The sequence below is a fragment of the Polynucleobacter sp. JS-JIR-II-50 genome (assembly GCF_018687895.1).
Classification (GTDB): domain Bacteria; phylum Pseudomonadota; class Gammaproteobacteria; order Burkholderiales; family Burkholderiaceae; genus Polynucleobacter.
The window spans coordinates 829,067-853,144 of the sequence record NZ_CP061307.1; the positions used below are offsets into that span (position 1 = coordinate 829,067).

Annotated in this window: 32 protein-coding genes; 29 read left to right on the forward strand and 3 right to left on the reverse strand. The window is 45.3% G+C overall.

Annotated features, from left to right (window positions below; all coding sequences use genetic code 11):
- The first annotated feature begins 55 nt into the window (after positions 1-55).
- The 10 genes from FD963_RS04295 to FD963_RS04340 all read left to right on the forward strand — a co-directional run bounded on the left by FD963_RS04295 (position 56) and on the right by FD963_RS04340 (position 5,207).
- Positions 56-583 carry a YeeE/YedE thiosulfate transporter family protein gene (locus FD963_RS04295; RefSeq protein WP_215363316.1) on the forward strand — a complete coding sequence of 176 codons (528 nt, stop codon included), beginning with the start codon at positions 56-58 and terminating at the stop codon, positions 581-583.
- A 1-nt stretch (position 584) separates the two neighbouring features.
- Positions 585-1,151: a YeeE/YedE thiosulfate transporter family protein gene (locus FD963_RS04300; RefSeq protein ID WP_215363319.1), complete on the forward strand. Its 567-nt coding sequence runs from the start codon at positions 585-587 to the stop codon at positions 1,149-1,151.
- An 18-nt stretch (positions 1,152-1,169) separates the two neighbouring features.
- Complete coding sequence (locus FD963_RS04305) at positions 1,170-1,403, forward strand: hypothetical protein (protein ID WP_215363321.1); 234 nt, start codon at positions 1,170-1,172, stop codon at positions 1,401-1,403.
- Between the two features lie 9 nt (positions 1,404-1,412).
- A complete protein-coding gene (locus FD963_RS04310; RefSeq protein WP_215363324.1) occupies positions 1,413-2,039 on the forward strand; it encodes a hypothetical protein in 627 nt (208 codons plus the stop codon).
- 10 nt (positions 2,040-2,049) lie between these two features.
- Complete coding sequence (locus FD963_RS04315; protein WP_215363326.1) at positions 2,050-3,027, forward strand: sulfurtransferase; 978 nt, start codon at positions 2,050-2,052, stop codon at positions 3,025-3,027.
- A 10-nt stretch (positions 3,028-3,037) separates the two neighbouring features.
- Positions 3,038-3,355 carry a metalloregulator ArsR/SmtB family transcription factor gene (locus tag FD963_RS04320; protein WP_215363327.1) on the forward strand — a complete coding sequence of 106 codons (318 nt, stop codon included), beginning with the start codon at positions 3,038-3,040 and terminating at the stop codon, positions 3,353-3,355.
- Positions 3,356-3,372: 17 nt separating this feature from the next.
- Entirely contained in the window at positions 3,373-3,591 is a 219-nt protein-coding gene (locus FD963_RS04325) for a DUF2892 domain-containing protein (protein WP_215363329.1), read from the forward strand.
- A 149-nt stretch (positions 3,592-3,740) separates the two neighbouring features.
- Positions 3,741-4,094, forward strand: coding sequence for a hypothetical protein (locus FD963_RS04330; RefSeq protein WP_215363331.1), 354 nt, complete (start codon positions 3,741-3,743; stop codon positions 4,092-4,094).
- Positions 4,095-4,178: 84 nt separating this feature from the next.
- Entirely contained in the window at positions 4,179-4,670 is a 492-nt protein-coding gene (gene pal / locus FD963_RS04335) for a peptidoglycan-associated lipoprotein Pal (RefSeq protein ID WP_215363333.1), read from the forward strand.
- Positions 4,671-4,853: 183 nt separating this feature from the next.
- On the forward strand, positions 4,854-5,207 hold the full coding sequence (locus tag FD963_RS04340) for a hypothetical protein (protein WP_215363335.1): 354 nt from the start codon (positions 4,854-4,856) through the stop codon (positions 5,205-5,207).
- A gap of 456 nt (positions 5,208-5,663) precedes the next feature.
- On the opposite strand, the gene FD963_RS04345 is transcribed toward FD963_RS04340, so the two are convergent.
- Together FD963_RS04345 and modB are read right to left on the reverse strand one after the other, a co-directional pair.
- Positions 5,664-6,773 carry an ABC transporter ATP-binding protein gene (locus FD963_RS04345; RefSeq protein ID WP_215363338.1) on the reverse strand — a complete coding sequence of 370 codons (1,110 nt, stop codon included), beginning with the start codon at positions 6,771-6,773 and terminating at the stop codon, positions 5,664-5,666.
- Positions 6,773-7,426 carry a molybdate ABC transporter permease subunit gene (gene modB, locus FD963_RS04350; protein WP_215363341.1) on the reverse strand — a complete coding sequence of 218 codons (654 nt, stop codon included), beginning with the start codon at positions 7,424-7,426 and terminating at the stop codon, positions 6,773-6,775. Before modB ends, FD963_RS04345 begins: the two co-directional genes overlap by 1 nt.
- Positions 7,427-7,582: 156 nt before the next feature.
- On the opposite strand from modB, the gene FD963_RS04355 reads away from it, so the two are divergent.
- The 17 genes from FD963_RS04355 to mnmH all read left to right on the forward strand — a co-directional run bounded on the left by FD963_RS04355 (position 7,583) and on the right by mnmH (position 20,333).
- Positions 7,583-7,870 (forward strand): helix-turn-helix transcriptional regulator, encoded by a 288-nt coding sequence (locus FD963_RS04355; RefSeq protein ID WP_215363344.1) that lies wholly within the window; start codon positions 7,583-7,585, stop codon positions 7,868-7,870.
- A gap of 34 nt (positions 7,871-7,904) precedes the next feature.
- Positions 7,905-9,305 carry a sulfite dehydrogenase gene (soxC, locus tag FD963_RS04360; RefSeq protein WP_215363346.1) on the forward strand — a complete coding sequence of 467 codons (1,401 nt, stop codon included), beginning with the start codon at positions 7,905-7,907 and terminating at the stop codon, positions 9,303-9,305.
- The gene (locus tag FD963_RS04365; RefSeq protein ID WP_215363348.1) at positions 9,289-10,377 is read left to right on the forward strand and encodes a c-type cytochrome; all 1,089 of its coding nucleotides are present in this window, start codon (positions 9,289-9,291) and stop codon (positions 10,375-10,377) included. Before soxC ends, FD963_RS04365 begins: the two co-directional genes overlap by 17 nt.
- A gap of 67 nt (positions 10,378-10,444) precedes the next feature.
- Complete coding sequence (gene soxY / locus FD963_RS04370; RefSeq protein WP_215363350.1) at positions 10,445-10,897, forward strand: thiosulfate oxidation carrier protein SoxY; 453 nt, start codon at positions 10,445-10,447, stop codon at positions 10,895-10,897.
- Between the two features lie 55 nt (positions 10,898-10,952).
- Complete coding sequence (gene soxZ, locus FD963_RS04375; RefSeq protein ID WP_215363351.1) at positions 10,953-11,261, forward strand: thiosulfate oxidation carrier complex protein SoxZ; 309 nt, start codon at positions 10,953-10,955, stop codon at positions 11,259-11,261.
- A 56-nt stretch (positions 11,262-11,317) separates the two neighbouring features.
- The gene (soxA, locus tag FD963_RS04380; protein WP_215363355.1) at positions 11,318-12,133 is read left to right on the forward strand and encodes a sulfur oxidation c-type cytochrome SoxA; all 816 of its coding nucleotides are present in this window, start codon (positions 11,318-11,320) and stop codon (positions 12,131-12,133) included.
- Positions 12,134-12,152: 19 nt separating this feature from the next.
- The gene (soxX, locus tag FD963_RS04385) at positions 12,153-12,791 is read left to right on the forward strand and encodes a sulfur oxidation c-type cytochrome SoxX (protein ID WP_215363358.1); all 639 of its coding nucleotides are present in this window, start codon (positions 12,153-12,155) and stop codon (positions 12,789-12,791) included.
- Between the two features lie 45 nt (positions 12,792-12,836).
- Positions 12,837-14,567 carry a thiosulfohydrolase SoxB gene (gene soxB / locus FD963_RS04390; protein WP_215363360.1) on the forward strand — a complete coding sequence of 577 codons (1,731 nt, stop codon included), beginning with the start codon at positions 12,837-12,839 and terminating at the stop codon, positions 14,565-14,567.
- 20 nt (positions 14,568-14,587) lie between these two features.
- Complete coding sequence (locus FD963_RS04395) at positions 14,588-15,025, forward strand: DsrE family protein (protein ID WP_215363362.1); 438 nt, start codon at positions 14,588-14,590, stop codon at positions 15,023-15,025.
- 10 nt (positions 15,026-15,035) lie between these two features.
- Complete coding sequence (locus FD963_RS04400) at positions 15,036-15,989, forward strand: MBL fold metallo-hydrolase (protein WP_251367321.1); 954 nt, start codon at positions 15,036-15,038, stop codon at positions 15,987-15,989.
- 58 nt (positions 15,990-16,047) lie between these two features.
- Positions 16,048-16,365 (forward strand): hypothetical protein, encoded by a 318-nt coding sequence (locus tag FD963_RS04405; RefSeq protein ID WP_251367322.1) that lies wholly within the window; start codon positions 16,048-16,050, stop codon positions 16,363-16,365.
- Positions 16,366-16,385: 20 nt separating this feature from the next.
- Positions 16,386-17,507, forward strand: a complete 1,122-nt coding sequence (locus FD963_RS04410; protein WP_215363364.1) for a YeeE/YedE family protein — start codon at positions 16,386-16,388, stop codon at positions 17,505-17,507.
- A 24-nt stretch (positions 17,508-17,531) separates the two neighbouring features.
- Positions 17,532-17,969 carry a YeeE/YedE family protein gene (locus FD963_RS04415; protein WP_215363366.1) on the forward strand — a complete coding sequence of 146 codons (438 nt, stop codon included), beginning with the start codon at positions 17,532-17,534 and terminating at the stop codon, positions 17,967-17,969.
- 1 nt (position 17,970) lies between these two features.
- Complete coding sequence (locus FD963_RS04420) at positions 17,971-18,411, forward strand: YeeE/YedE family protein (RefSeq protein ID WP_215363368.1); 441 nt, start codon at positions 17,971-17,973, stop codon at positions 18,409-18,411.
- Positions 18,412-18,472: 61 nt separating this feature from the next.
- Positions 18,473-18,817, forward strand: coding sequence for a TIGR01244 family sulfur transferase (locus FD963_RS04425; RefSeq protein ID WP_215363371.1), 345 nt, complete (start codon positions 18,473-18,475; stop codon positions 18,815-18,817).
- Positions 18,818-18,833: 16 nt separating this feature from the next.
- On the forward strand, positions 18,834-19,253 hold the full coding sequence (locus FD963_RS04430; protein WP_215363373.1) for a thioesterase family protein: 420 nt from the start codon (positions 18,834-18,836) through the stop codon (positions 19,251-19,253).
- Between the two features lie 6 nt (positions 19,254-19,259).
- Positions 19,260-20,333 (forward strand): tRNA 2-selenouridine(34) synthase MnmH, encoded by a 1,074-nt coding sequence (gene mnmH, locus FD963_RS04435; RefSeq protein ID WP_215363376.1) that lies wholly within the window; start codon positions 19,260-19,262, stop codon positions 20,331-20,333.
- Here mnmH and FD963_RS04440 read toward each other — a convergent pair.
- Positions 20,330-21,514: an acyl-CoA dehydrogenase gene (locus tag FD963_RS04440; protein WP_215363379.1), complete on the reverse strand. Its 1,185-nt coding sequence runs from the start codon at positions 21,512-21,514 to the stop codon at positions 20,330-20,332. The genes mnmH and FD963_RS04440 overlap by 4 nt on opposite strands.
- Before the next feature lie 104 nt (positions 21,515-21,618).
- Between FD963_RS04440 and FD963_RS04445 the strand changes: the two genes are divergently transcribed.
- Both FD963_RS04445 and FD963_RS04450 read left to right on the forward strand, forming a co-directional pair.
- A complete protein-coding gene (locus FD963_RS04445) occupies positions 21,619-22,329 on the forward strand; it encodes a queuosine precursor transporter (protein WP_215363854.1) in 711 nt (236 codons plus the stop codon).
- 113 nt (positions 22,330-22,442) lie between these two features.
- The gene (locus tag FD963_RS04450) at positions 22,443-24,050 is read left to right on the forward strand and encodes an ABC-F family ATPase (RefSeq protein ID WP_215363382.1); all 1,608 of its coding nucleotides are present in this window, start codon (positions 22,443-22,445) and stop codon (positions 24,048-24,050) included.
- The last annotated feature ends 28 nt before the right edge of the window (positions 24,051-24,078 follow it).

Below are 24,078 nucleotides of genomic sequence, written 5' to 3' on the forward strand. Positions count from 1 at the left end.
ATTAAATAATATATAATAAAATATATTATTTAATTATTAAATGAGGTCTACCAAGATGGTTAATAAAGTAGCATTGGCTAAACCAGCGCCATATATGAACCCGCTTTTAGCGGGAATTCTTTTGGGGATGGTTCTATTAGCGACATTTGTGGTCACTGGACATGGACTTGGAGCAACAGGCTTTACGACACGCTTAACTGCATGGGTTGGAATGTATGTCGCACCTGTTGCAACAAATTCAAATAATTACTTGGGAGGAATGATTGAAGAAGGTAAGCCATTAAATGCATGGATTACTTGGCAAGTCATGGGCGTAGCTCTCGGAGCACTTGCATCTGCATTTTTTGCGCACAGAATTCAATTCAAGATGGATGGCGCAAAGTTTTTAGGCGGATCTAAGCGTCCATGGACAGCTCTTTTTGGTGGCGCGCTTGCAGGCTTTGGTGCAAGGGTTGCGGCAGGATGTACTAGTGGCCTAGGCTTATCTGGTGCCGCGGTGCTAAGTTTGGCTGGATTTACATTCCTGGGAACATTCTTTGCGGTAGGTTTATTGACAAGCCTTTTCTTGAAAGAGGAGAAATGAGATGAGTGAAATTCTTTCAGGGCTCCTATTAGGGGCTGGATTTGGTTTTGTATTGGAGCGTGCCGGTTTTGGTAATCCAAATAAATTAACTGGTCAATTTCGTTTAACTGATTGGTCTGTGTTTAAGGTGATGTTCACTGCCATTGTTTTTGCGGCTGTGGGGCTATTGATTTTGGAGCGATTTGGGTTTGTTGATGCTGGCAGTTTATTCGTGCCGCCGGCATTTCTGGGGGCTGCTGCCTTGGGCGGGGCTTTGGTTGGGGCTGGTTTTGCTATTGGTGGCTATTGTCCGGGAACCTCTGTGGTGGGGTTGATGTCTGGACGCATTGATGCGGCGATATTTCTACTTGGTTTATTGCTTGGTACGGTGCTATTTGCTGGAATTTACCCAACTATCGAGTTCGTAACGACTTTAGGCGAGTATGCAAAAGCAGATGCATTGCCTGATGCTTTCAATATCTCGAGCTTATCTATTGATATTGGCATGATCGTTGCTGCAATCGTTGTATTTATCTTGGGCTCTTGGATGGAAAGGAAATCTAAAGGCCCTGTGAGTTCACAAGTTTAATTTTTCAAAAGGAAAGATATGTCTAAGAAATCTTCAGTAGCTGCATTGGCAATGGCCCTAGCTGGTATAGCATCAGCTCCACTCGCCCATTCGGCAGACGCCCCTGCGAATCCGGCAAGTGCGGAGCAAAAGAATCCCTGTGGTCCTAAAAAAGAAGCTACCAATCCTTGTGGCCCAGCTAAGAAGAAAGCAGCAAACCCATGTGGACCTGCAAATCCTTGCGGCCCCAAAAAGCGTAAAGCTGCAGAGTAATTTTCAAAAATGCTTACCCAATCTAATCTCTGGCTAGCCGCTCAAGAGCTGGCAAATATTCAGATGCGTTATGCAGACACTGGCCGCACTCTGAATGAGGCTGCTTTAGGCGGTGCAAGAGATTTTATGGAGTGGCAGCATTACCCAAATAATGATTTGGCTGATGAGCAAAGTGGGTATGAGTTTTATTACCACGCCCATTCCGCTGATGAAATGCCTCGTGAGGAGCATGGGCACTTTCATGTAATTAAACGAGAAAGTAATACGTTTCATCATCTTATTGCCATTGCCTTAAATCAACGAGGTTTGCCGGTGCGTCTATTTACCACCAATCAGTGGGTAACTGGCGAGGAAATGGCTGAATCAAAGCTTGCCATTAAGTCCCTTGAAGAATTTCGGATGGTAGTTAAGGGTCGCATGGCTCCAGTTGCTAAGTGGGTGGGCGCATTGATTCAGTTATTTGCTGTCGAGATTGACGAATTGATTTTAGGGCGAGATCAAAAGATTGCGCAGCTAGCGGCTAATCGAGGAGATCGAGAGCTGGTCCTGAATTCTAGAAAGCATCACGTATTAACGGAGTGCAAGATAGATTTGATGGAGCGTCTTTCTGAGCATTTATCAGTTGTAAATTCATAGAGGAGTGGAAATGAAAAAGATCCAATGGTTTTTAGTAATTGCATTAGCGGCATTAACAACTTTAGCTCACGCAATTAATTTGCCTGGCCCCGTTGTAAGCGCTGATTGGCTGACTAATAATATGTCTGAAGTCCAGATTATTGAAGTCAGAACTGATTTGGCAAGCTACCTCAGGAACCCAGAATTTGATACTGACAAAAAAACGGGTAAAAAATCCTTGGTAGAAGTCGGTGGCCATATTACGAATTCCTCTCTCCTAGACTTCAAAAAAGTGCGCGTAGAACGTCTCGTAGATGGTAAAAAAATTAAGTTTCTGATTCCAGAAAAAGCGGACTTTGAGAAGTTGGTTCAATCTTTGGGTATCAATTCTGATAAGCCAATTATTCTCGTGCCTATTGGACAAGATATGTCTGATATTGATGAAGCCCTAAGAACCTATTGGTCGTTTAAGGTGTATGGCGAAGATCAAGTTGCCGTATTGGATGGTGGTATTGCCGGTTGGTTAAGCGAAGGGCGTGAATTTACTATAGCCAGTTCGCAAAAAACTGCTGGCAACTGGGCATCAAAGGCCTATCGCAAGGATTTGATTGCCAGTTCGGATGATGTGGCTGCTGCTTCTAAAGCGGGTAAGCCGCAGCTATTGGATGCCCGTCAGCCTGCTCAATATTTGGGCCTTACAAAACGTCCAGATGTTGTGACTTTTGGCCATATTGCTCATTCAAAAGAATTGGCGCCCGAATTATTGGCAAAGCCAAGTAATGGTGCATTGTATTTCTGGCAGAAAAATACTTATGACGCATTAATGGCGGCTAATGGTTTAAGCATCAAAGGACCAACTATTGCGTATTGCAATACTGGCCATTTGGCAGCTGGAGGCTGGTTTGTCATGTCTGAATTAGTGGGCAATAAATCAACTAAGTTATATGACGGCTCCCTATATCTTTGGACTCTTGAGGGTCGTCCTTTGGTCGGTATGCCATTAAATTAATTATTTCAACATGAACACACTCGATATCAATATCAACCTCAAAAAGATGCAAGCATCAGCAGATGATGCTTGCCGTTTAATGAAGGTTCTCTCCAATCGAGATCGCATGATGTTGCTTTGTCAGATTGGCCAGGGTGAAAAATGTGTAAGTGAGCTTGAGGAATGTCTCGATATTCACCAGCCAACTCTTTCGCAGCAATTAACGGTATTGCGCAATGAAAAGCTGGTGGAGACTAGAAGGGAGGGTAAGCAAATTTATTACTCTCTTTCGAGTCATGTAGCTTTAGCTGTAATGGATGTGTTGTATCAAAATTACTGCAGTAAATAACCAAAAGGGGTCTTAATATGAAATGCAATGTCGGTAGTGTTGATCGTATGTTACGTATGGTGGTTGGTCTGGTATTAATTGGTCTAGCTGTAACGGGAACTGTTGGTGTATGGGGTTGGATTGGTGTGGTGCCGCTTGCAACAGGGCTATTTAGATTTTGCCCAGCGTACCCACTTTTAGGAATTAATACTTGCGGTACCGATTCTTCTTGTGGCGGTGGCGGTTGTTGTAAATAAGTTTTGTTTCATCTTTGCGGATAAAAGCTAACTTATTGGTTGGCTTTTATCTTCATCGGATTGAACCTAAGCGGTCTAAAACGCAGGATTAAGTAGTTTTCAGAGGTAAATCTTTATAGGCCAATTCTTTTTAGGTATAAAATCGCGCCATGCGATCCCGAAATAGATCTCTCGTGATTCTTATTTGCCTTTTCTTGATTTCATTCAAGGTTGCGGCTGGCAGCGTTTTTATCGATGCTGCTATTGAGCGTGCTCAAATGCATCAAACATCATTTTCCACTTTTATTTCTGACCATAGTCATGTAAGCAATGATACTAATGATGGTCAACAGGAATCTCGCACACTTTTTTTAATGAGCCATGTAACGGCAAATATTAGCGAGATCCAAATTGCTATTTTTCATCCACCGCTAAGTGCCCTTAAATTTACCTTGGCAAACGATGTTTTATTTACGCAAAACTTTCCCGATTCAGCATTTAAGCCACCCAAGGCCCAGGCCTAATATTTTTTAGGTAGGACGTGCTTTAGAGGCATGTCCCTTTGCTATTTGGCTACTTACTTGTAGCCATACATGGGAAATCTCATCATGTTTAAATTTGTAAAAATATTGCCATTGGCATTATTGGTTTTATTTATTTCCGCCTGCAGTAGCGTTAAGTTAGATGACGCCAACGGCGTCGCTACTGTTAACGCTGGAGGCTCTTCTACTTACGATCCTATTAGCGATCCGAAGTCTAGCGTTTATGGCAAGCGTTCAATCTATTTTGAGTTTGATAGCTATACCGTTGACCCAAAATATGTTTCAACAATCTCCGCACATGCTTCTTACTTAAAGGCATTTCAAAAGCAAAAAGCTTTTGTGATAATCCAGGGAAATACCGATGATCGTGGAACTACCGAGTACAACCTTGCGCTAGGTCAAAAACGATCAGAAGCCGTTAAGAAAGCGCTACTTGCTCAAGGCGTGAGCGAATCTCAGTTAGAGGCGGTAAGCTTTGGAAAAGAGAAGCCAGCCAACCCAAATCAGACAGAGGCGGCGTTTAAAGAAAATCGACGCGCTGATTTTGTCTATCAATAACTAATGGGCTACTCAATGAAAAACATCTTTAAATTAAGTTTGATAGGAATTGCATTCCTTAGTGGATGTGCGACAAATGTTGCACCCAATAATCCAGTTCAAGTTGCTAAAGCTCCACTACCAATGATAGCAATGGCTCCAGACCACTCAGGGTCTGTAGCCAAGCGACTTAATGATTGTATTATGCGAAGCAATCAAAGTGCTGACGCATTGTTAGTAGATGCCCAGATTATTGCCGTTACCAGAAATAACTCTCATGCAAAGGTACTTTTTAGTTCGGCGGATAAATTAACCGATCAGCAGGCCAAGGCATTAACGAGCTATTTGTCTGAAGCAAATTCCTGTCGGCCGATTGCTTTGGAGGGCTTAGGCTCCGAAAAGACTGCAGTTTACGAGGATTTCTTTAAAAAGATTGACGGTGTCTATGCCGATCTTATAGCCAGAAAGATCACTATTGGGGTGGCCAATCAAGAAAGGCAATTACTCATTCAAGATGCCCATATGAAGAAATTGGCGCTTCAATCTAAAAAAAATTAGTGGGATTAAATTATGGCTAGATATAAATTTGTGTGCCGCTCTTGTAAGTTTGAATGCATTAGCGGCATAGGCAAAGAGGTTGGGCTTCACTCTTCGAGGGTGGCAATGGTTTGTAAGACCTGCTCAACGATTGATGCATATACTGTAGCTCATCCAGGGAGCATCAACACTGAAATTAGCATGCCACCGGTTTGTACCAGTTGCCACTCTAGTGATCATCTGTTGGAGTGGGACGGTCTTACTTGCCCACATTGCAATATGGGTATGAGAGCTTTGGGTGGGGATGTTGATGCTGAGAGGCCTTTTAAATATTGGTAATCAAGGGTAAGTGCGAATACAGGGCTTTCTAATGGATGTTAGATTGGAGCCTTAAATTCTATGCCGAGATTGTTAGAGGCTGGAGGAGACACCAAACCACCCTCGGGTGGTTTTTCTTATTTGTTGATTCGCTGTAGATTAACGATCAATAAATCGCCTTGGGTCGTTGATGGGGCGTAATGGCATGATGTGAATCTGATTGCCATCTAATTCAATATGTAATTTACTGCCTATTTCCATGTTGAGTCTTTTCACTTCAGAAGACGAGGCAACCCACTCAAGTTTGTGTGTACTACTCTGAATTTGTAGCTGAACTACTGCAATTTGACCTAAGCTGCTCATTGCTGCCACCGAAGCAGGAATACTTGTAGCGGTTGCTGTGCTGTGAATGCTTAATCCATCTTGCGGAATAACCCATGCTACTTGTGCGTTTGGCGGGATCTTGCCTTTATCGGCTACGGTGAAAGTTTTTTCACAGCCCTCCCAGGAGAGGTTGCCCGCATTAAATATTCCATGGAACATATTATTAATGCCAACCAACTCGGCTACACGTGAGTTTCTGGGTCTTTGGAACAGCACTTGAGGCGCAGCAGTTTGTAGGCTTATGCCATTGTCAATTACAGTAATGCGATCAGCAAGTAGATCCGCCTCACGTAAATCATGGGTAACAAGCAAAATAGGAATATTTAAGTCCTTGCGTAAATCTGCAAGAGTTTTATATAGACTCTGACGGGTTGGCGCATCGACTGCTGAGAACGGTTCATCAAGCAATAAGATCTTAGGTTGTCGGGCTAATGCGCGAGCAAGTGCCACACGTTGCTGCTGCCCACCAGAGAGCTGGTTTGGAAAGCGGTGGGCTAGTTCAGCAATTCCCATGCGGCTCAGCCAATCTTGAGCAATCAATCTTCGCTCTGCGACTTTTTTTGCTGAATTCTGCAAGGGAATGAGGACATTCTCAATAGCAGAAAGATGTGGGAAGAGGGCATATTGCTGAAATAAGAATCCGCAAGATCGTTGTGCTGGCGGCAGGTTCTGTATAACGCCCGTTATTTCGTTAGCTTCAAACCAAGTTTGACCATCGCATTCAATTTTTCCGGCCTTAGATTGACTTAGTCCAGCAATCGTTCTCAGCGTGCTAGTTTTGCCGCTACCAGATGGGCCAACCAGGGCATGTAATTGACCTGCCGCACATTCAAGTGTGATCTGAAGTGGGTTTGGAAGGGTTTGGCTGATTTTTAGCTTCAGCATCAGGAGTTACCTCGGCTTGAGCGGTGTAAGCCTTTACCAAAGACGCCATAGGAAAGTGCAATCGCGATGAGGGATATTCCAAGCAGTAATGAGGCCAAAGCACCTGCGCCAGAGGTATCAAAGCTTTGAACCTTGTCATAAATTGCGATTGATACGGTTTTAGTTTCCCCTGGAATAGCCCCTCCCACCATTAGCACGACCCCAAACTCCCCGAGAGTATGGGCAAATGTTAAAACTACCGCACTGGTAATGCCGCGCCAAGCTAGAGGTAGCTCAATTAGTCGAAAGATCTGCCATTTCGAGAGTCCGCTGACCTGAGCCGCTTCTCTAATATCTGGGTTGATGGCTTCAAATGCGCGCTGAATAGGCTGAATGGCAAATGGGAGGTTCACTATGAGGGAGGCAATCAGGATTCCCGCAAAGGAAAACACCAAAGGGACTCCAAATATGCTTTTGCCGCCCAGCCCCACTAGTAGGTAGTAGCCCAGCACGGTTGGCGGTAAGACTAGGGGAAGGGCTAGTCCAGCTTCAATCCAAGGCTTGCTTCTATTAAGGCTTAGCAGGGAATATGCCACCCAGATCCCAAAAGGGATGATGATGGCTAAAGTCCACAGTGCAAGCTTTAGTGAGAGAAGTATTGCGTCCGTATCCATTGATTGATTGTATTGCTAAGCAATATAGGGTATCTCACTATATCGAATTTAGCCCATGCGGAGTCAAATATATGCGCATATACGCATATATATAAGGCATCGATTTAAGTGAAATCCAGGGTTCAAAAAGCGACAAAAAATCTCACTCCAAAACAGATGGAGAAGGTCTTTTCGCAGGTTGCCGCGTATTTCAACGTTCTTTCTGAACCAGCACGCTTACGCATCATGTACGCAGTTTGTAATGGTGAAAAATCCGTCTCTGAGGTAGTGGAGATGTGTGGCACAAGCCAGGCCAATGTATCCAGACATTTACTAGCTCTTCATAAAGCCGGAATTCTAATGAGGCGAAAAGAGGGTGTGACGGTTTATTACTCGATTGCGGATAATGCAACCGTTGAGATGTGCCAGACAGTCTGCGCAAAGATTGCTGAAGGTATTCATTAAGTTTTTATAGATTAACTTGTTAAGCAGAGGTCAAATGACTAAGAAGCAAATTGAATTGAGTGCTGAGGATATCTCCGCGGTTGAGAAGTCTGCTAATAGAGCTCGCCTTGTTAAGGCGCCAGAGCACTTTATTTCTCAGGAATTAATTGCCGACATTAATGCCAATGGCCTGGATGAGAGTCGTCGCGGTTTTTTGCGTAAAGGCTTTTTATCAGCGGTAGGTGGTGCTGCCGCTGGCTTGGCTGCGCCGATGGCTTTTGCTGCTGGAGAAGGTGACCCAGCAATCTTAGAGAAGCAAGAGTGGCAAACCACTTTAGGTAAGAACGTTGCCACTATGCCTTATGGCGTTCCATCTATTTATGAATCTAATCTTATTCGTCGTGAATCACCTGGCTTAACGCGCGTTTCTGCAGCATCAGTTGCATTTACTCCATTGCAGGGATTGTTTGGAACTATCACTCCAAATGGTTTGCACTTTGAGCGTCATCATCAAGGTTGGTACAACCTCAACCCTGAAACCCATCGACTCATGGTGAATGGTTTGGTGAAGAACGCTCGCGTCTTTACGATGAATGATTTGATGAGATTACCTTCAGTTTCGCGTACGCACTTTATTGAGTGTGGCGCTAATACTGGCTTAGAGTGGGGTAACGTAGCTGTACCAACAGTGCAGTACACCCACGGTATGCTTTCTTGCTGTGAGTTTACTGGCGTACCTCTCAAAGTATTACTTGAAGAATGCGGCGCTGATTTGAAAAAAGGTAAGTTCATGCTTGCTGAGGGCGGCGATGGTTCTGGCATGACGCGCACCATCAATCTAGAAAGCTGCTTAGAAGACACAATCGTTGCCTGGAGCATGAACGGTGAAATGTTGCGCCCGGAAAACGGCTTCCCATTGCGTCTAGTGGTTCCTGGTGTGCAGGGCGTCAGCTGGGTGAAGTGGTTGCGTCGCCTAGAGGTTGGCGATATGCCTTGGAATGCGAAAGATGAAGCTGTTCACTATATTGAGCTCATGCCAGATGGCATGCACCGTCAATACGCATCCATTCAAGAATGTAAGTCAGTCATAACCACCCCTTCTGGCGGCCAGCAATTGCTAGATAAAGGCTTCTATAACGTGAGTGGCATGGCTTGGTCTGGTCGTGGCAAGATTAAACGCGTTGACGTTTCTTTTGATGGCGGCAATAACTGGCGAACTGCACGTTTAGAGACTCCGGTGCTTACTAAATCCATTACCCGTTTCAATATAGATTGGGTATGGGATGGTTCGCCCGCAATCTTGCAATCGAGAGCTGTAGATGACACTGGCTATATTCAGCCTTCAATTAAGGTCTTGCGTGATGTGCGTGGTAATCGCTCGATTTATCACAACAATGCAATTCAGTCATGGAAATTGGATTCAAACGGTGAGGTGAGTAATGTACAAGTTGGATAAATTATTTGCTCGCGTAACTGTTGCAGCTTTAGCAGCCTTATCAATTCAATTTGCTTATGCGCAAAATACTCAGGGCTCTGCTAAGTTTCCGGGGATTGGCCGCAACGCCACTCCAGCCGAGGTTATGGCTTGGGATATCGATGTGCGCCCAGACTTTAAGGGGTTACCTAAAGGATCTGGCTCGGTAGAGCAGGGTCAAGCTATTTGGGAATCTAAATGCGCTAGCTGTCATGGTGTCTTTGGTGAGTCTAATGAAATCTTTACGCCGATTGCAGGTGGAACTACTGTTGATGATGTAAAGACGGGTAAGGTTGCCTCTTTAGCTGATCGTAAGCAACCTCAGCGTACTACCTTGATGAAGGTACCAAGCGTTTCTACTTTGTGGGACTACATCTATCGGGCTATGCCTTGGAATGCGCCGAGATCTTTAACGCCAGACGATACTTATGCTCTGGTTGCATTTATTTTGAGTTTGGGTGAAATTGTTCCAGATGATTTTGTATTGAGCAATACCAATATTGCCGACGTACAGAAGAAGATGCCTAACCGCAATGGAATGACGCGTAACCATGGCTTCTGGAGTGTGAACGGCAAACCCGATGTCAATGGCTCATCTTGCATGAATAATTGCGTGAAGTTTGTACAAATTGGCTCTACGCTTCCAGACTTCGCTAGAAATGCTCACGGCAATATTGCAGAGCAAAATCGCCTCTATGGCCCATATCGTGGATCAGACTCAACCAAGCCGCCGCTTGATAAACTGCCAGGCACATCAGGTGAGGGGCTCGCACATGCCTCTGATACTCATGCTGCAAGCACAAAGGGTCCTGCAGCGCTGTTTAAGAATGAAAACTGCTCGGCATGCCATGCCCCAAATGCGAAATTGGTTGGCCCATCAATTGCCGATATAGCAGCTAAATATAAGGGGCAGAGTGGGGCTCAAGAAAAGCTGATGGCTAAGGTCAAAAATGGGGGATCGGGGGTGTGGGGAGCGATCCCAATGCCGCCACAGTCCCAGTTATCCGATGAGGACAGGGCGACTCTAGTACGCTGGGTACTTACCGGACAATAGTTTTACAGAGGGTTTTTTGAAATACCGCTATATTTGAGACTAAGAGTGGATTATTAAAGGAGTTTTTATGAATCAGCAGCGACGCAGTTTATTGAAATACTCAGCCGTTTTCGGCTTAATGGCTTCTGCGGGTCTTATCAGCGTAGCCCAAGCTCAAGAGTGGAATAAAGCCGCTTTTGAAGGTAAGAGCCTAGATGATGTGTTCAAGATCTTGGGTGCGGGTAGCCCAGACAAATCTAGTGCAGTTACCTTGAATGCTCCGGATATCGCAGAAAATGGTGCGGTCGTTCCAGTTGGAATTGTCACAACCCTTAAAGCAGAGCAAATGGCAATTTTGGTTGAGAAAAACCCAAGCGCCTTAGCTGCGCAATTCTATATTCCAGCTGGTACTGAGCCTTTTGTTACTACTCGTATCAAGATGGGTCAAACCTCTAATGTGTATGCCTTGGTAAAAGCCGATGGCAAATGGAGTATGGCTGTTAAGGAAGTAAAAGTAACTTTGGGTGGTTGTGGCGGTTAATTAACCCCAGCCCAAATAAAACCATTAATTAATTACTAGATTACAAGAGGAAGATATGTCTGATCCAATGCGCGTAAGAGCGGCCGAAAACGGCGGAATTGTGGATGTAAAAATTTTGATGAAGCACGATATGGAATCTGGTCAGCGTAAAGATGCTGCTGGTAAAACGATTCCTGCGTGGCACATTACTACTATCAATGTCAAAGCTAACGGTAAAGATGTATTGAATGGTCAGTTTGGCCCTGCGGTTTCTAAGGATCCATTCTTGAACTTCAAATACAAGGGCGCCAAAGGTGACAAGATTGTGGTGAGTTGGGTTGATAGCAAAGGTGACAAGCGCACCGACGAAGCAACAGCTTCTTAATTTGCAGGTTGAATCAATAAATCTTTACCATCTAGTGTGTTTTGAAAGGGTTGCAAATGCAGCGTAAATTTACATTAGGGCTAGCCTCAGGAATGGCGGCTGCTTTATTAATGGTCTCATCTTCTGTATCAGCGCAAAATAGTGCTACAGACGATATTGCAAAATATCGCGAGATGATTGCTGATGGCAACCCTTCAGAGCTTTACGAGGCAGCTGGTGAGGAGTTGTGGAAAAAGCCTGCTGGCCCTAAGAACGCTACTTTAGAAAAGTGTGATTTAGGTTTGGGGCCAGGTGTAGTAAAGGGTGCTGCAGCTCAGTTACCGCGTTACTTTAAAGACACCAATAAGGTTCAAGATCTCGAATCCCGTTTAATGACTTGTATGCAGAAGCTACAGGGCCGTGATCCGCAAGAGATGATTGATGCCCCGTTTCAAAAGGGCCCTAAGAAGGATATGGAGGCCATTGTTGCTTACGTAGTCACCTTGTCTAAAGGCGACAAAATTAAGGTGAGCACAGCGCATCCGAAAGAAAAAGAAATGTATGAGCTCGGTAAGCGTGCATTTTTCTTCCAAGGCGGCCCAATGGATTTCTCATGTGCCTCATGCCATGGTGAAGATGGTAAGCGTATCCGCTTGCAAGACTTGCCGAACATCACCACTCAAAAGGGCGCTGCCTTAGGCTGGGGTTACTGGCCCGCATATCGTGTATCGAGTGGGCAGTTCTGGACGATGCAGCAACGTTTAAATGATTGCTATCGTCAGCAACGTTTCCCGTTCCCAATTTATGCCTCTGATGTAACGATTGCTTTATCCATGTATATGGCTAAGAACGCTAATGGCGGCACAGTTGAAACCCCTGGCTTAAAGCGCTAACGGATAAGAGATAGAGACTATGAACATGAAGAATATAAAATCCCTCTTAGCTATTAGCTGTTTTGCTTTGGCTTCAGTAGTGATGCATGGCAATGTAATGGCGCAACAAGCCAATGATCCTAAATTCAACAAAATGATGAAGGATGGCTTTAAGGCTGATGGCATAGCTGGCCTAGACCGAATTCAGCAAGATGAAACCCAAAAGTTTTGTTCTGACCCTGTATTTGCTAATAGCAAGCAGGGTGAAAAGATGCGTGAAAAGATTCAGAAAATGAATATGGACAGCATTAAGCAGCCGTCCGATGGCAAGTACATCGGCGACTGGAAGAAGGGCGAGGCGATTGCGCAGAGCGGTCGTGGCGCTACCTGGACTGATAAAGCCGACACCGTCATAGGTGGTGGCTGCTACAACTGTCACCAAATCGATCCTAAAGAAATTTCCTATGGAAATATTGGCCCATCTTTAACGGGTTATGGAAAGATGCGCGGGTATTCCCAAGAAGTGGTGACCTATACCTGGAATCGTATTAATAATTCCAAGGCTTACAACGCATGCAGCAACATGCCGCGATTTGCGCATTTCAAGCTCTTAAATGAGCAGCAGATTCAGGATGTGATGGCATTGCTGCTTGATCCTGCCTCACCAGTCAATAAATAAGTAATAAAGACAGGCCGACAGGCCTGTTTTCACAAAGGGAATGTTATGTCTTTAAGTCGTCGCGATTTTCTACAGGCCTTAGCTATTGCATCTGCAGGCGGAATGAGCTTGCAATCAAACTTTGTTAATGCACAAAGTACTGCGCAAAAATTCTATGACTTGCCTAAATTTGGTAATGTTCACTTTTTACACTTTACAGATTGTCATGCCCAACTATTGCCAATTTATTTTCGTGAGCCCAATGTAAACCTTGGCATCGGTGCGCAGGAAGGTAAGACCCCACACTTGGTTGGCGAATATTTCTTGAAGGCCAATGGCATTGCACCCGGTACGCGCGATGCTCATGCCTTTACCTATTTAGACTATGTTGCTGCCGCACAAAACTACGGCAAGATGGGCGGATTTGCCCATATGGCTTCGTTGATTAAGCAAATGAAAGCAAGTCGCCCTGGCGCTTTATTGCTTGATGGTGGTGATACTTGGCAAGGCTCAGGAACGGCACTGTGGACCAATGGGCAGGACATGGTTGATGCCGCTCTTGCCCTGGGTGTTGATGTGATGACGCCCCATTGGGAAATGACTCTTGGCGAAAAGCGCGTTATGGAGATCGTCAATGGCGATTTCAAAGGCAAGGTGTCCTTTATTGCGCAAAATATTAAGACGGCTGACTTTGGTGACATGGTCTTTAACCCATACGTCATGAAAGTTCAGAATGGCGTACAGGTAGCCATCATTGGACAAGCCTTCCCGTATACGCCGATTGCAAATCCCCGCTACTTCACTCCCGATTGGACCTTTGGTATTCAAGAAGAGAATATGCAAAAGACCATTGATGAGGTGAGGGCCAAGGGTGCAAAGGTGGTTGTGCTTCTGTCCCATAACGGCATGGATGTAGATTTGAAGATGGCCTCCCGCGTACGCGGACTGGATGCTATTTTGGGTGGACACACCCATGATGGCGTGCCTATTCCGGTGAAGGTGAAGAATGCAGGCGGTGTAACTTTGGTTACCAACGCTGGGTCTAATAGTAAGTTCTTAGGGGTGCTGGATTTTGATGTGAAGGGTGGCAAGCCAATAGATTTCCGCTACAAGCTATTCCCGATTTTCTCCAATATGATTCCAGCGGATCCAACGATGAATAAGTTAATCGCTAAAGTCAGGGCTCCGTATGAAGCCAAGCTCAATGAGAAGTTAGCAACTACAGAGGGGCTCTTGTATCGCCGTGGTAACTTTAACGGTAGCTTTGATCAACTTATCTTGGATGGATTGATGGCACAGAAGAATGCAGAGATTGCCTTCTCGCCAGGCTTCCGTTGGGGTACCAGCTTATTGCCTGGTCAACCCATTACGCGTGAAAATCTTTTAGATCAAACCGCGATTACCTACCCATACACTACCGTTACCAATATGAGCGGTGAAACAATCAAAACTATTCTTGAGGACGTTGCTGATAACTTGTTTAATCCAGATCCGTATTACCAGCAGGGTGGTGACATGGTCCGCGTCGGTGGAATGCAATACACCATTGATCCAGCACAAACCGCTGGTAAACGTATTTCGGATATGCGCTTAAATGGTAAGGCCATTGATGCAAGCAAAACCTACAAAGTAGCTGGTTGGGCACCAGTCAGTGAAGAGGCGAAAAATGCAGGCGGCGAAGCAATTTGGGATGTCATGGAGCGCCACTTGCGCGATGTCAAGGTCGTTAAAGCGGTTAAGCTCAATGAGCCAATCATTAAAGGCGTTTCAAATAACCCTGGCATGGCTCCAATCTAATTATTTACACGAGAATCAGCATGAAAAAACTACTTTCTATTATTACTGCTTTAGTGCTGACATTGGGATTTTGCTCGGTTGTTTCAGCTCAATCTTCTGGCCCTACTAAAGTGGTTTATCACATTGATGATGCAGAAACTCAAGGTCTAAAAGGACTGCGCAACATTCGTAATCATTTGGATACTTCTCCCAATACCATCATCATCGTTGTGACCCATGCCAATGGCGTTGACATGTTGATGGAAGGCGCCAAGGATAAGAAAAATAATGTGGAATATGCGCCGTTGGTTGGGGCTCTTAAATCTCGTGGCGTGAAGTTTGAAGTGTGCGAGATTACCTTAAAAAATCGTAACTTGAAAAAAGATCAGTTCACACTCGATGCGGATTTCACGCCATCAGGCGTAGTGCGAGTTGCGGACTTGCAATATAAAGATGGTTTTGCCTACATAAAGCCTTAAGCAGGACATCATGCATTGCTTTAAAAGTCTTGTAGGGATCCTTTTGGGATCCCTTGTTTTTTTCAGTGTTGCTTTTGGGCAAAGTAATGCCCCTGATTCAGTCCTCTTAAAACCTGTGCAGGTAGCGCCGCATACCTATTTTGTCCAGGGCTTTCCGGAGATGGGGAGTAGCGTTAATCAGAACTTCATATCCAATGCGGGCTTTGTTGTAACGCCAGGTGGGGTCGTAGTAGTTGATGCTCTGGGATCGCCTATTCTTGCTCAAAAGTTGATTGCCGAAATCAAAAAGATTACCTCACAAAAAGTAGTTGCACTTATTGTTAGTCACTATCATGCAGATCATGTGTACGGACTGCAAGAATTTAAAAAAATTGGTGCGAAGATTTATGCGCAAGGTGAAGGGCGAAACTATCTTTCCTCAGAAACAGCAAAGCAGCGTTTAATTGCGTCTAGAATTGATTTCGCTCCCTGGGTAAATGAAAATACCAAGCTCATTTCTGCTGATGTATGGATTGATCAGAAATCAAAATTGACGATTGGTGGCGTTGATTTCTTTATCAGCAGGGTTGGTCCTGCCCATGCTCCTGAAGATCTGATAGTGTATGTGCCGTCTGAGAAGGTGCTTTTTGCTGGAGATCTGGTGTTTCGAGGCCGCATTCCCTTTGTTGGAAATGCAGACAGCAAGGGATGGCTGGCGGCTTTGGACGAGATAGAAAGGTTGAGCCCCAATATCGTCATACCAGGTCATGGCGGCTATTCTGTGAAACCAGCCGAAGATATTGCCTTCACCAGGAATTACTTGAAATACTTGCGTGAATCTATGTCCAAAGCTGCTGTCAATATGGACCCTTTCGAGGATGCGTACAAGCAGGCTGATTGGTCTGAATACGAGGGAATGCCACTCTTTAGAGCCGCAAACCGCATGAATGCCTTTAATGTCTACCTGTCCATACAGGCAGAGTAGGGCAATTTCGGTCATTGGGCCTTAAAATAGAGGATTAATGCTAAATCCTTGATTTGTAATGAAAATGATGTTTCTCCGATCCACTGCTGTAATCGTATTGAGTGCACTCATTAGTGCGCCTGCGCTTGCTACTCCGGATTTAGCGAATGGTAAAACGATTGATCAGCAAAAGTGCTATGCCTGCCATGCCAAGAAAACGGGCTTTGGAAATGGCGACATGATCTACACCCGCTCGGATGGCAAGGTAAAAACCCTGGCCGATTTGAAGAAGATGGTCTCACTCTGTAATGCAGAACTTCGTCTTGATTTATTTCCCGAAGATGAGGTGGATGTGACAGCTTTTCTGAACAAGCAGTTTTATAAATTTAAACCTTAATTTTTCAAGACACAGTCGCTATGGATGTTGTAGATATCAATTCTTTAAGTAAGTCTGTCCTCTGGGCAACCTTTGTTATTACCTTTTTCTTGGGCGCAGTCATGCAAAGGACTGGATTTTGTAGCATGGGAGCAGTATCTGATGTCTTCATCATGTCTAGTTGGGATCGTTTAAAGCAATGGTTCTTGGCCATTGGGGTTGCCATTATTGGCTTTACCTTAATGTCTTATTTCGGCTTAATTGATCCCCTGAAGAGTATGTATACCGGTAATAAATTCTTATGGCTCTCCACTATTGTGGGTAGTGTTATGTTTGGCTTCGGGATGGTTTTAGCCTCAGGTTGTGGCAGCAAGACATTGATCCGTATCGGTGGCGGCAATTTAAAGTCACTGATCGTCTTTATGGTGCTGGGTTTAACTGCTTACATGACATTGCGTGGGTTCTTGGGCGTGATTCGCATTAATACTCTAGATACTTTTTTCATAGCCTTTAATACCCCGCAAGACTTACCCAGTTTGTTGAGTGCGCCTCTTGGTATTGCGCGTCCAATTCTTCATTTGGCCTTAGGCTTAATTATTGGCTCTGCATTTATTGCTTATGCCCTTGCGAGCAAAGTATTTTGGACTGCTGAGAATCTATTTGCAGGCATAGCGGTTGGATTGGCAATCTGTGCAGTATGGTGGGTATCTGGCAATCTAGGCTTTGTTGCTGAAGATCCCAATACTTTAGAGGAAGTATTTTTGGTCACTAACTCTGGCCGTATGGAGAGCTTATCTTTTGTAGCTCCTTATGCGTATTCACTTGACTGGCTCATGATGTATAGCGATACGTCTAAAGTGCTGACCGTTGGCATTATGGCTGTTCTAGGAATGATTCTGGGTTCTGCTGCAGTCTCAATTGCGACGAAATCATTTCGCTGGGAATCCTTTCGCAATTCTGAAGACACGGCCAATCATTTGGTTGGCGGTGCATTGATGGGCTTTGGTGGCGTCACTGCTTTAGGTTGTACAGTAGGGCAGGGCTTAAGCGGTATTTCTACCCTAGCTCTCGGTTCATTGCTGGCTTTACCAGGATTTATTTTTGGGGCTTATTTAGGTCTGCGTTACTTACAGGTACGTCTTGCGCCTAACCCTTGCAGCTAATTTTATAAGTTGATAGATTAAATAATGCAAATTGACTGGTTCTCATTTACACCGATTCCCTCTTTACTAGGGGGAATGATTCTTGGGGTTGCTGCAGCTCTTTACGTATTACTTCATGGGCGCATCCTGGGAATCAGCGGTATTGTTTCTGGTTTATTGCATCCAAAATTAACGGACACCGCATGGCGTCTGATTTTGGTTTTAGGTTTGGTGTCAGCTCCATTTATGGCGGCACTGTTTTTTGGAATATTCCCCGTTGTAGAGATTGAGTCTGATTGGATTGCGATTGTGATTGCAGGCATTTTGGTTGGCTTTGGGGCCCACTACGGTTCAGGCTGCACCAGCGGCCATGGGATATGCGGACTCTCGCGTTTATCCCCGCGCTCCCTCGTTGCCACTTGCGCCTTTATGTTTGCCGGCTTCGTGACTGTTTTTATTCTTCGTCATTTGATCGGAGTCTAAGATGAAAAAACATTTTGGCCTTTTGAGTCAGTATGCAATTGGCGTACTGTTTGGTTGGGGTTTGATCATCTCGGGTATGAGTAATCCCCAGAAGGTATTGGGATTTTTAGATCTAACAGGCCTTTGGGATCCTTCCTTAATGTTTGTGATGTTAGGTGCGGTAATGGTTGGGCTTGGCGGGTTTTATGTGGTTAGCAAGAGGACTGAAGCATTTTTTGGCGGCGCCTTGCATATCCCAACCCGTAGAGATATCACGAAGCCCCTCATCATTGGCAGCCTCATTTTTGGCGCAGGCTGGGGAATTGCTGGGTTTTGCCCTGGTCCAGCCTTGGTTGCCTTGGGTGCCGGGCACCTAAAGGCATTGGTATTTGTTGTTGCTATGCTTGTGGGCATGGAAATCAGCGAGCGTTTCTTCTCGGCTCATAAAAAGGCTTCCAACTAAGTCCGATAAGCCTGATTTAAAATCAAACCCTATTACTTCATTATTCAATGTAGAGGGTTTCATGAGTCTTCCTATTTCCTGTCATAGCGATCAGTTCGGTACCATCGGTCAGATCGACGCCAGTCATTTAGCTGAAATTGCAGCACAAGGCTATAAGAGTGTGATTAATAACCGTCCTGATGGTGAGGGTGGTCCAGATCAGCCAACTAACGCCAGTATTCAAGCTGAAGCAGAAAAGTTAGGGTTGAATTACGCATACCTACCGGTTGTGCCTAGTGCAATCAACGTTGATCAAGTAAGAGAGATGGCCCGTTTATTGAGGACCATGCCTGGCCCTGTATTAGCATTTTGTCGCTCGGGTGCTCGCTCAACGAATCTGTATCAACTTTCATTACAAGTGAAATAGGAAGTTACTGGCCCTCATGCGCATCACCATCCCCGAAGAAAGAAAATTGGTTCATGAAATGATCATGCCCATTCGTTGGGGCGATATGGATGCGTATGGGCATGTCAACAATACCGTGTACTTTAGGTATATGGAGCAGGCTCGCTGCGAATGGATCACATCTTTAGGTTATGACGTTGCTCCTGGTCGTGAGTCCATGTTGATGATTAATGGCTTTTGTAATTTCTTTCAACAACTCACTTATCCAGGTGAATTAATCCTCAAGACTTCGATTGGTGCTGTTGGTAGAACCAGTCTAGATCTCTACACCAGCATGGCGTTGACTACTGCGCCTGAGGTGGAGGCTGCTATCGGTGGAGCAACCATGGTGTGGGTCGATCTCACTACGAACACATCAGCGCCTTGGCCTGAGCATGTTTTGCAACAGTTGCGCTAGTCTGTCGTGCAGCCGATTAATCCTCACATCTTAAAATCTGATCAATTTTTATCTGAGCTAGATCAGTTTGATCTTGTGATTGACGTCAGGTCACCCGCTGAATTTGCCCTTGATCATATTCCGGGGGCAGTAAATTACCCTGTTCTGAACAATGAGGAGCGCGCCACTATTGGCACGCTCTACAAACAAGAGTCGCCCTTTGCAGCAAAAAAACTGGGTGCGGCGTTGGTCTCTAAAAATATTGCTGCGCACCTAGAAAACCATTTTCTGGAATTCCCACGTGAGTGGCGCCCATTAATTTATTGCTGGCGCGGTGGCGAACGTAGCGGGGCGTTTACTCACATCCTCAATCGCATTGGTTGGAAAGCCAAGCAGCTCGAGGGCGGGTATCAGGGCTTCAGAAGAACCGTGATTGATGGTCTTGATTATGCTGCAACACAATTTACATTCCAGGTAATCTGTGGAATGACGGGTAGCGGCAAAACAAAAGTGCTGCAAGAGATCGACGCTCTAGGCGCTCAGATTCTGGATCTAGAAGGTTTGGCTGTTCATCGTGGATCCGTATTAGGTAATGAGCCAAATATCGAGCAGCCATCCCAAAAAGGTTTTGAGACTGCGCTTTGGAACGCGTTACGTTCGCTGGATCCAGCTAAGCCTGTATTTGTAGAGTCGGAAAGCAAGAAGGTTGGTGGCCTTCATGTGCCTGATGCTTTGATGGAAAAAATTCGTAATGGTGCTTGTATTGAATTGAGATCAAGTACTCAGACTCGCGTCTCTTGGTTGATCCGTGAATATCATCACTTCTTGACTGATACTGATAATTTCAAACAGAAACTGGCTTTGCTTACTGCGCATTATGGGAAGGTGCAGATCACTAAATGGAATGAAGCCATTGATGCAGGTAGTTTTCCGGAGTTAGTGGAAGAGTTATTGGTAAAGCATTATGACCCATCGTATCAATCTTCGATCGTACGGAATTTTCCTCAATACAAGATTGAAAATTTTGTACAGCTGGAGAATGATAGTGATGGGGCCTTTGCCAAAGCAGCAAAGGCCATCATTAGTAAGTCGGGTTCTTAGCTAAAAGCTTGAATACCGGTCTGCGCACGACCTAGAATCAAGGCGTGAATATCGTGAGTACCTTCATAGGTGTTGACTACCTCAAGATTCAGCATATGACGTACAACGCCATACTCATCAGAGATGCCGTTACCACCATGCATATCACGTGCCATGCGCGCGATGTCTAAAGACTTGCCGCAAGAGTTGCGTTTCATGATGGAGGTGATTTCTGGCGCTGCAATGCCTTCGTCTTTCATGCGACCTAAGCGCAAGCAACCTTGTAGGCCTAGAGTGATTTCAGTTTGCATGTCAGCCAATTTTTTCTGAATCAGTTGATTGGCGGCCAGCGGCTTACCAAACTGTTTGCGGTCCATGGTGTACTGGCGAGCAGCATACCAACACCACTCAGCGGCGCCTAGTGCACCCCAAGCAATACCGTAGCGAGCAGAGTTTAAGCAAGTGAAGGGGCCCTTCAAGCCCTCAACTTCAGGGAATTCATTTTCTGCTGGTACGAATACTTCGTCCATGACGATTTCACCAGTGATGGAGGCACGCAAACCCATCTTGCCGCTGATTTTTGGAGCGCTTAAGCCCTTCATGCCTTTTTCTAGGATGTAACCGCGAATGATGCCTTCATCATTTTTCGCCCACACTACAAATACATCAGCAATCGGAGAGTTGGAAATCCACATCTTCGAACCCGTTAATGAAAATCCGCCAGGTACTTTTTTGGCCCGAGTAATCATGCCGCCTGCATCAGAGCCATAGTTTGGCTCCGTTAAACCAAAGCAACCAATCCATTCACCACTGGCTAATTTGGGAAGATACTTTTGTTTTTGTGCTTCGCTTCCAAATTCATTTATAGGAACCATGACTAAAGAGGACTGCACGCTCATCATGGAGCGATAGCCAGAATCTACGCGTTCAATCTCGCGTGCAATTAAGCCGTAAGAGACATAGTTCAAGTTGGCTCCACCATACTGCTCAGGAATCGTGATGCCCAAGAGACCAAGCTCACCCATTTCGCGGAAGATGGCTGGGTCGGTTGTTTCGTTGCGATAAGCATCGTGAATGCGGGGCATCAGGCGCCCTTGAGCGTATTCAGCAGCCGCATCACGAATCATGCGCTCCTCTTCGGTTAGCTGGGTATCGAGAAGAAGGGGGTCCGCCCAGTTAAAGCTAGCCTTACTTTTGCTCATTGCTTTGTCATCCTATATTTCATTTTGTCTTGATTTTTAGCTGATTCCTGCGAATTTTCAGGAATACAGATATTCTTATTTCTATTATCCATTTTTCTGGACTTCTGGACTTGCCTAGACCTCGCCACCGCTATTACGACCTGATTTTGGCTGCCTTTGTAGTGGTCTTGCTCTGCTCGAACTTCATTGGGGCCGGTAAAGCAGCCGTGGTTAATTTGCCTTACTTCGGGTCGGTACCATTTGGCGCTGGTATTTTGTTCTTCCCTATCTCTTATTTCTTCGGCGATATTCTGACTGAAGTCTATGGCTATGCCTATGACCGTAGAGCGGTTTGGACTGGATTTGCTGCGCTTGCATTTGCGGCAATCATGGCGCAGATAGTGATTACTTTGCCGGTAGCGCCAGGCGCTTATATGTCTAATTATCAGCAGGGGCTAGAGACTGTTTTTGGAAACTCATGGCGTATCGCCTTAGCTTCCATGTTCTCCTTTTGGTGCGGCAGTCTGACCAATAGCTATGTTCTGGCGAAGATGAAAATCATGACCCAAGGGCGCTTTCTCTGGACGCGTACTATTGGCTCGACAGCGGTAGGGGAGTTGGTCGACTCCTCTTTCTTCTATATGTTGGCCTTTTATGGCATTTGGCCAACCCATGAAGTCATTCAAGTAGCGCTGGCCCAGTATGTCCTCAAGACTACTTGGGAGGTTCTAGCAACCCCCATGACCTATTGGGTTGTGAACTTCCTCAAGCACAAGGAAAACGAGGATTTTTACGATATTCACACGAATTTCACCCCATTTAGGGTCAAAGTCTAAGCAAGACCACGGCTTCCTGCCAACAAAGACCTCTAAGCCGTTAAAATAACGGTCTTTGCCCCCAAATTCGGGGGTAACTATTCAATTGAATTTCAGAAAGCTAGAAAACATCCGTGCTGTCAGCATCTAATATCACCATGCAGTTTGGGGCAAAGCCTCTATTTGAAAACATTTCCGTGAAGTTTGGCGGCGGTAATCGCTATGGCCTGATTGGCGCTAACGGTTGCGGTAAATCCACCTTCATGAAAATTTTAGGTGGCGAGCTAGAGCCAACGAGCGGTAACGTGAGTTTGGATCCTGGGATTCGTTTAGGTAAGTTGCGTCAAGATCAATTTGCTTACGAGGATGTGCGCGTACTCGACGTCGTGATGATGGGGCACGAAGAGATGTGGAAGGCTGCAGCTGAACGCGATGCTATCTACGCCAATCCAGATGCTACTGATGAAGATTACATGAAGGCTGCTGAGCTTGAAGGTAAGTACGCCGAATACGGTGGCTATACCGCAGAAGCAAAAGCAGGTGAGTTGTTGTTAGGCATTGGTATTCCTATTGATCAGCATAATGGCCTGATGAGCAATGTTGCTCCAGGGTGGAAGTTGCGTGTATTGCTTGCGCAAGCATTGTTCTCCGATCCAGATGTATTACTGCTCGATGAGCCAACGAATAACTTGGATATTCACTCCATTCATTGGCTTGAAGACATCCTCAATCAAATTAAGAGCACCATCGTCATCATTTCCCATGATCGTCACTTCCTGAATGAAGTCTGTACGCATATGGCCGATATGGACTATGGCACTTTAAAAGTCTATCCAGGTAATTACGACTCTTACATGCTGGCTTCTGTACAGGCGAGAACACAGCAGCTGAGTAATAACGTGAAAGCCAAAGAAAAAATTGCTGAATTAGCAGCTTTCGTGGCTCGCTTCTCTGCAAATGCTTCTAAAGCGCGTCAGGCGACTTCTCGTCAGAGGCAACTGGAGAAGATTGAAATTGTTGAAGTAAAGCCTTCATCACGTCAGAACCCATTTATTCGTTTTGATACTGAGAAAAAATTACATAATATGGCGGTAGAGTGCAATGCACTTACGAAAGCTTATGACCGCGTTATCTTTAAAAATTTCAAATTAGGCGTTCGCGCCGGTGAAAAGATTGCGATCATCGGCCAAAATGGTGCTGGTAAGACAACATTACTTAAAACCATTCTGAGCAAGCGCTTTGACGGCATTGCTGCGGATAGTGGTGATGTGAAATGGGCTGAGAATGCTAACGTCGGTGTAATGCCTCAAGACAACACCGAAATGTTTGCTAAAGATGAGCTGCTCATGGATTGGATGAATTGGTGGCGTAATACTGGTGACGATGATCAAGTAATCCGTGGCACATTGGGCCGCCTCTTATTCTCTGGTGATGATATTGGCAAGTCTGTCAAAGTCCTTTCTGGTGGTGAAAAGGGCCGCATGATCTGGGGCAAACTCATGCTCCAAAAATACAACGTCCTGGCAATGGATGAGCCAACCAATCACATGGACATGGAGTCGATAGAGAGTTTGCAAATTGCGCTTGAGAAATACGATGGCACTTTGATTTTCGTATCCCATGACCGCGAGTTCGTATCCGCGTTGGCTAACCGCATCTTAGAAGTGAAGATGGATGGTACGGTGGTGGATTACTCTGGAACTTACGAAGAGTACCTACGCAGCCAAGAGTTGGCCGGCTAATGAAAGCCCAGTTGTAAGGCTGGTAATA

Excerpts from the sequence above, each read along its gene's own strand:
- FD963_RS04295 (WP_215363316.1), top strand. The coding sequence starts at position 56 with ATGGTTAATAAAGTAGCATTGGCTAAACCAGCGCCATATATGAACCCG.
- FD963_RS04300 (WP_215363319.1), top strand. The coding sequence starts at position 585 with ATGAGTGAAATTCTTTCAGGGCTCCTATTAGGGGCTGGATTTGGTTTT.
- FD963_RS04305 (WP_215363321.1), top strand. The coding sequence starts at position 1,170 with ATGTCTAAGAAATCTTCAGTAGCTGCATTGGCAATGGCCCTAGCTGGT.
- FD963_RS04310 (WP_215363324.1), top strand. The coding sequence starts at position 1,413 with ATGCTTACCCAATCTAATCTCTGGCTAGCCGCTCAAGAGCTGGCAAAT.
- FD963_RS04315 (WP_215363326.1), top strand. The coding sequence starts at position 2,050 with ATGAAAAAGATCCAATGGTTTTTAGTAATTGCATTAGCGGCATTAACA.
- FD963_RS04320 (WP_215363327.1), top strand. The coding sequence starts at position 3,038 with ATGAACACACTCGATATCAATATCAACCTCAAAAAGATGCAAGCATCA.
- FD963_RS04325 (WP_215363329.1), top strand. The coding sequence starts at position 3,373 with ATGAAATGCAATGTCGGTAGTGTTGATCGTATGTTACGTATGGTGGTT.
- FD963_RS04330 (WP_215363331.1), top strand. The coding sequence starts at position 3,741 with ATGCGATCCCGAAATAGATCTCTCGTGATTCTTATTTGCCTTTTCTTG.
- pal (WP_215363333.1), top strand. The coding sequence starts at position 4,179 with ATGTTTAAATTTGTAAAAATATTGCCATTGGCATTATTGGTTTTATTT.
- FD963_RS04340 (WP_215363335.1), top strand. The coding sequence starts at position 4,854 with ATGCGAAGCAATCAAAGTGCTGACGCATTGTTAGTAGATGCCCAGATT.
- FD963_RS04345 (WP_215363338.1), bottom strand. The coding sequence starts at position 6,773 with ATGCTGAAGCTAAAAATCAGCCAAACCCTTCCAAACCCACTTCAGATC.
- modB (WP_215363341.1), bottom strand. The coding sequence starts at position 7,426 with ATGGATACGGACGCAATACTTCTCTCACTAAAGCTTGCACTGTGGACT.
- FD963_RS04355 (WP_215363344.1), top strand. The coding sequence starts at position 7,583 with ATGGAGAAGGTCTTTTCGCAGGTTGCCGCGTATTTCAACGTTCTTTCT.
- soxC (WP_215363346.1), top strand. The coding sequence starts at position 7,905 with ATGACTAAGAAGCAAATTGAATTGAGTGCTGAGGATATCTCCGCGGTT.
- FD963_RS04365 (WP_215363348.1), top strand. The coding sequence starts at position 9,289 with ATGTACAAGTTGGATAAATTATTTGCTCGCGTAACTGTTGCAGCTTTA.
- soxY (WP_215363350.1), top strand. The coding sequence starts at position 10,445 with ATGAATCAGCAGCGACGCAGTTTATTGAAATACTCAGCCGTTTTCGGC.
- soxZ (WP_215363351.1), top strand. The coding sequence starts at position 10,953 with ATGTCTGATCCAATGCGCGTAAGAGCGGCCGAAAACGGCGGAATTGTG.
- soxA (WP_215363355.1), top strand. The coding sequence starts at position 11,318 with ATGCAGCGTAAATTTACATTAGGGCTAGCCTCAGGAATGGCGGCTGCT.
- soxX (WP_215363358.1), top strand. The coding sequence starts at position 12,153 with ATGAACATGAAGAATATAAAATCCCTCTTAGCTATTAGCTGTTTTGCT.
- soxB (WP_215363360.1), top strand. The coding sequence starts at position 12,837 with ATGTCTTTAAGTCGTCGCGATTTTCTACAGGCCTTAGCTATTGCATCT.
- FD963_RS04395 (WP_215363362.1), top strand. The coding sequence starts at position 14,588 with ATGAAAAAACTACTTTCTATTATTACTGCTTTAGTGCTGACATTGGGA.
- FD963_RS04400 (WP_251367321.1), top strand. The coding sequence starts at position 15,036 with ATGCATTGCTTTAAAAGTCTTGTAGGGATCCTTTTGGGATCCCTTGTT.
- FD963_RS04405 (WP_251367322.1), top strand. The coding sequence starts at position 16,048 with ATGAAAATGATGTTTCTCCGATCCACTGCTGTAATCGTATTGAGTGCA.
- FD963_RS04410 (WP_215363364.1), top strand. The coding sequence starts at position 16,386 with ATGGATGTTGTAGATATCAATTCTTTAAGTAAGTCTGTCCTCTGGGCA.
- FD963_RS04415 (WP_215363366.1), top strand. The coding sequence starts at position 17,532 with ATGCAAATTGACTGGTTCTCATTTACACCGATTCCCTCTTTACTAGGG.
- FD963_RS04420 (WP_215363368.1), top strand. The coding sequence starts at position 17,971 with ATGAAAAAACATTTTGGCCTTTTGAGTCAGTATGCAATTGGCGTACTG.
- FD963_RS04425 (WP_215363371.1), top strand. The coding sequence starts at position 18,473 with ATGAGTCTTCCTATTTCCTGTCATAGCGATCAGTTCGGTACCATCGGT.
- FD963_RS04430 (WP_215363373.1), top strand. The coding sequence starts at position 18,834 with ATGCGCATCACCATCCCCGAAGAAAGAAAATTGGTTCATGAAATGATC.
- FD963_RS04440 (WP_215363379.1), bottom strand. The coding sequence starts at position 21,514 with ATGAGCAAAAGTAAGGCTAGCTTTAACTGGGCGGACCCCCTTCTTCTC.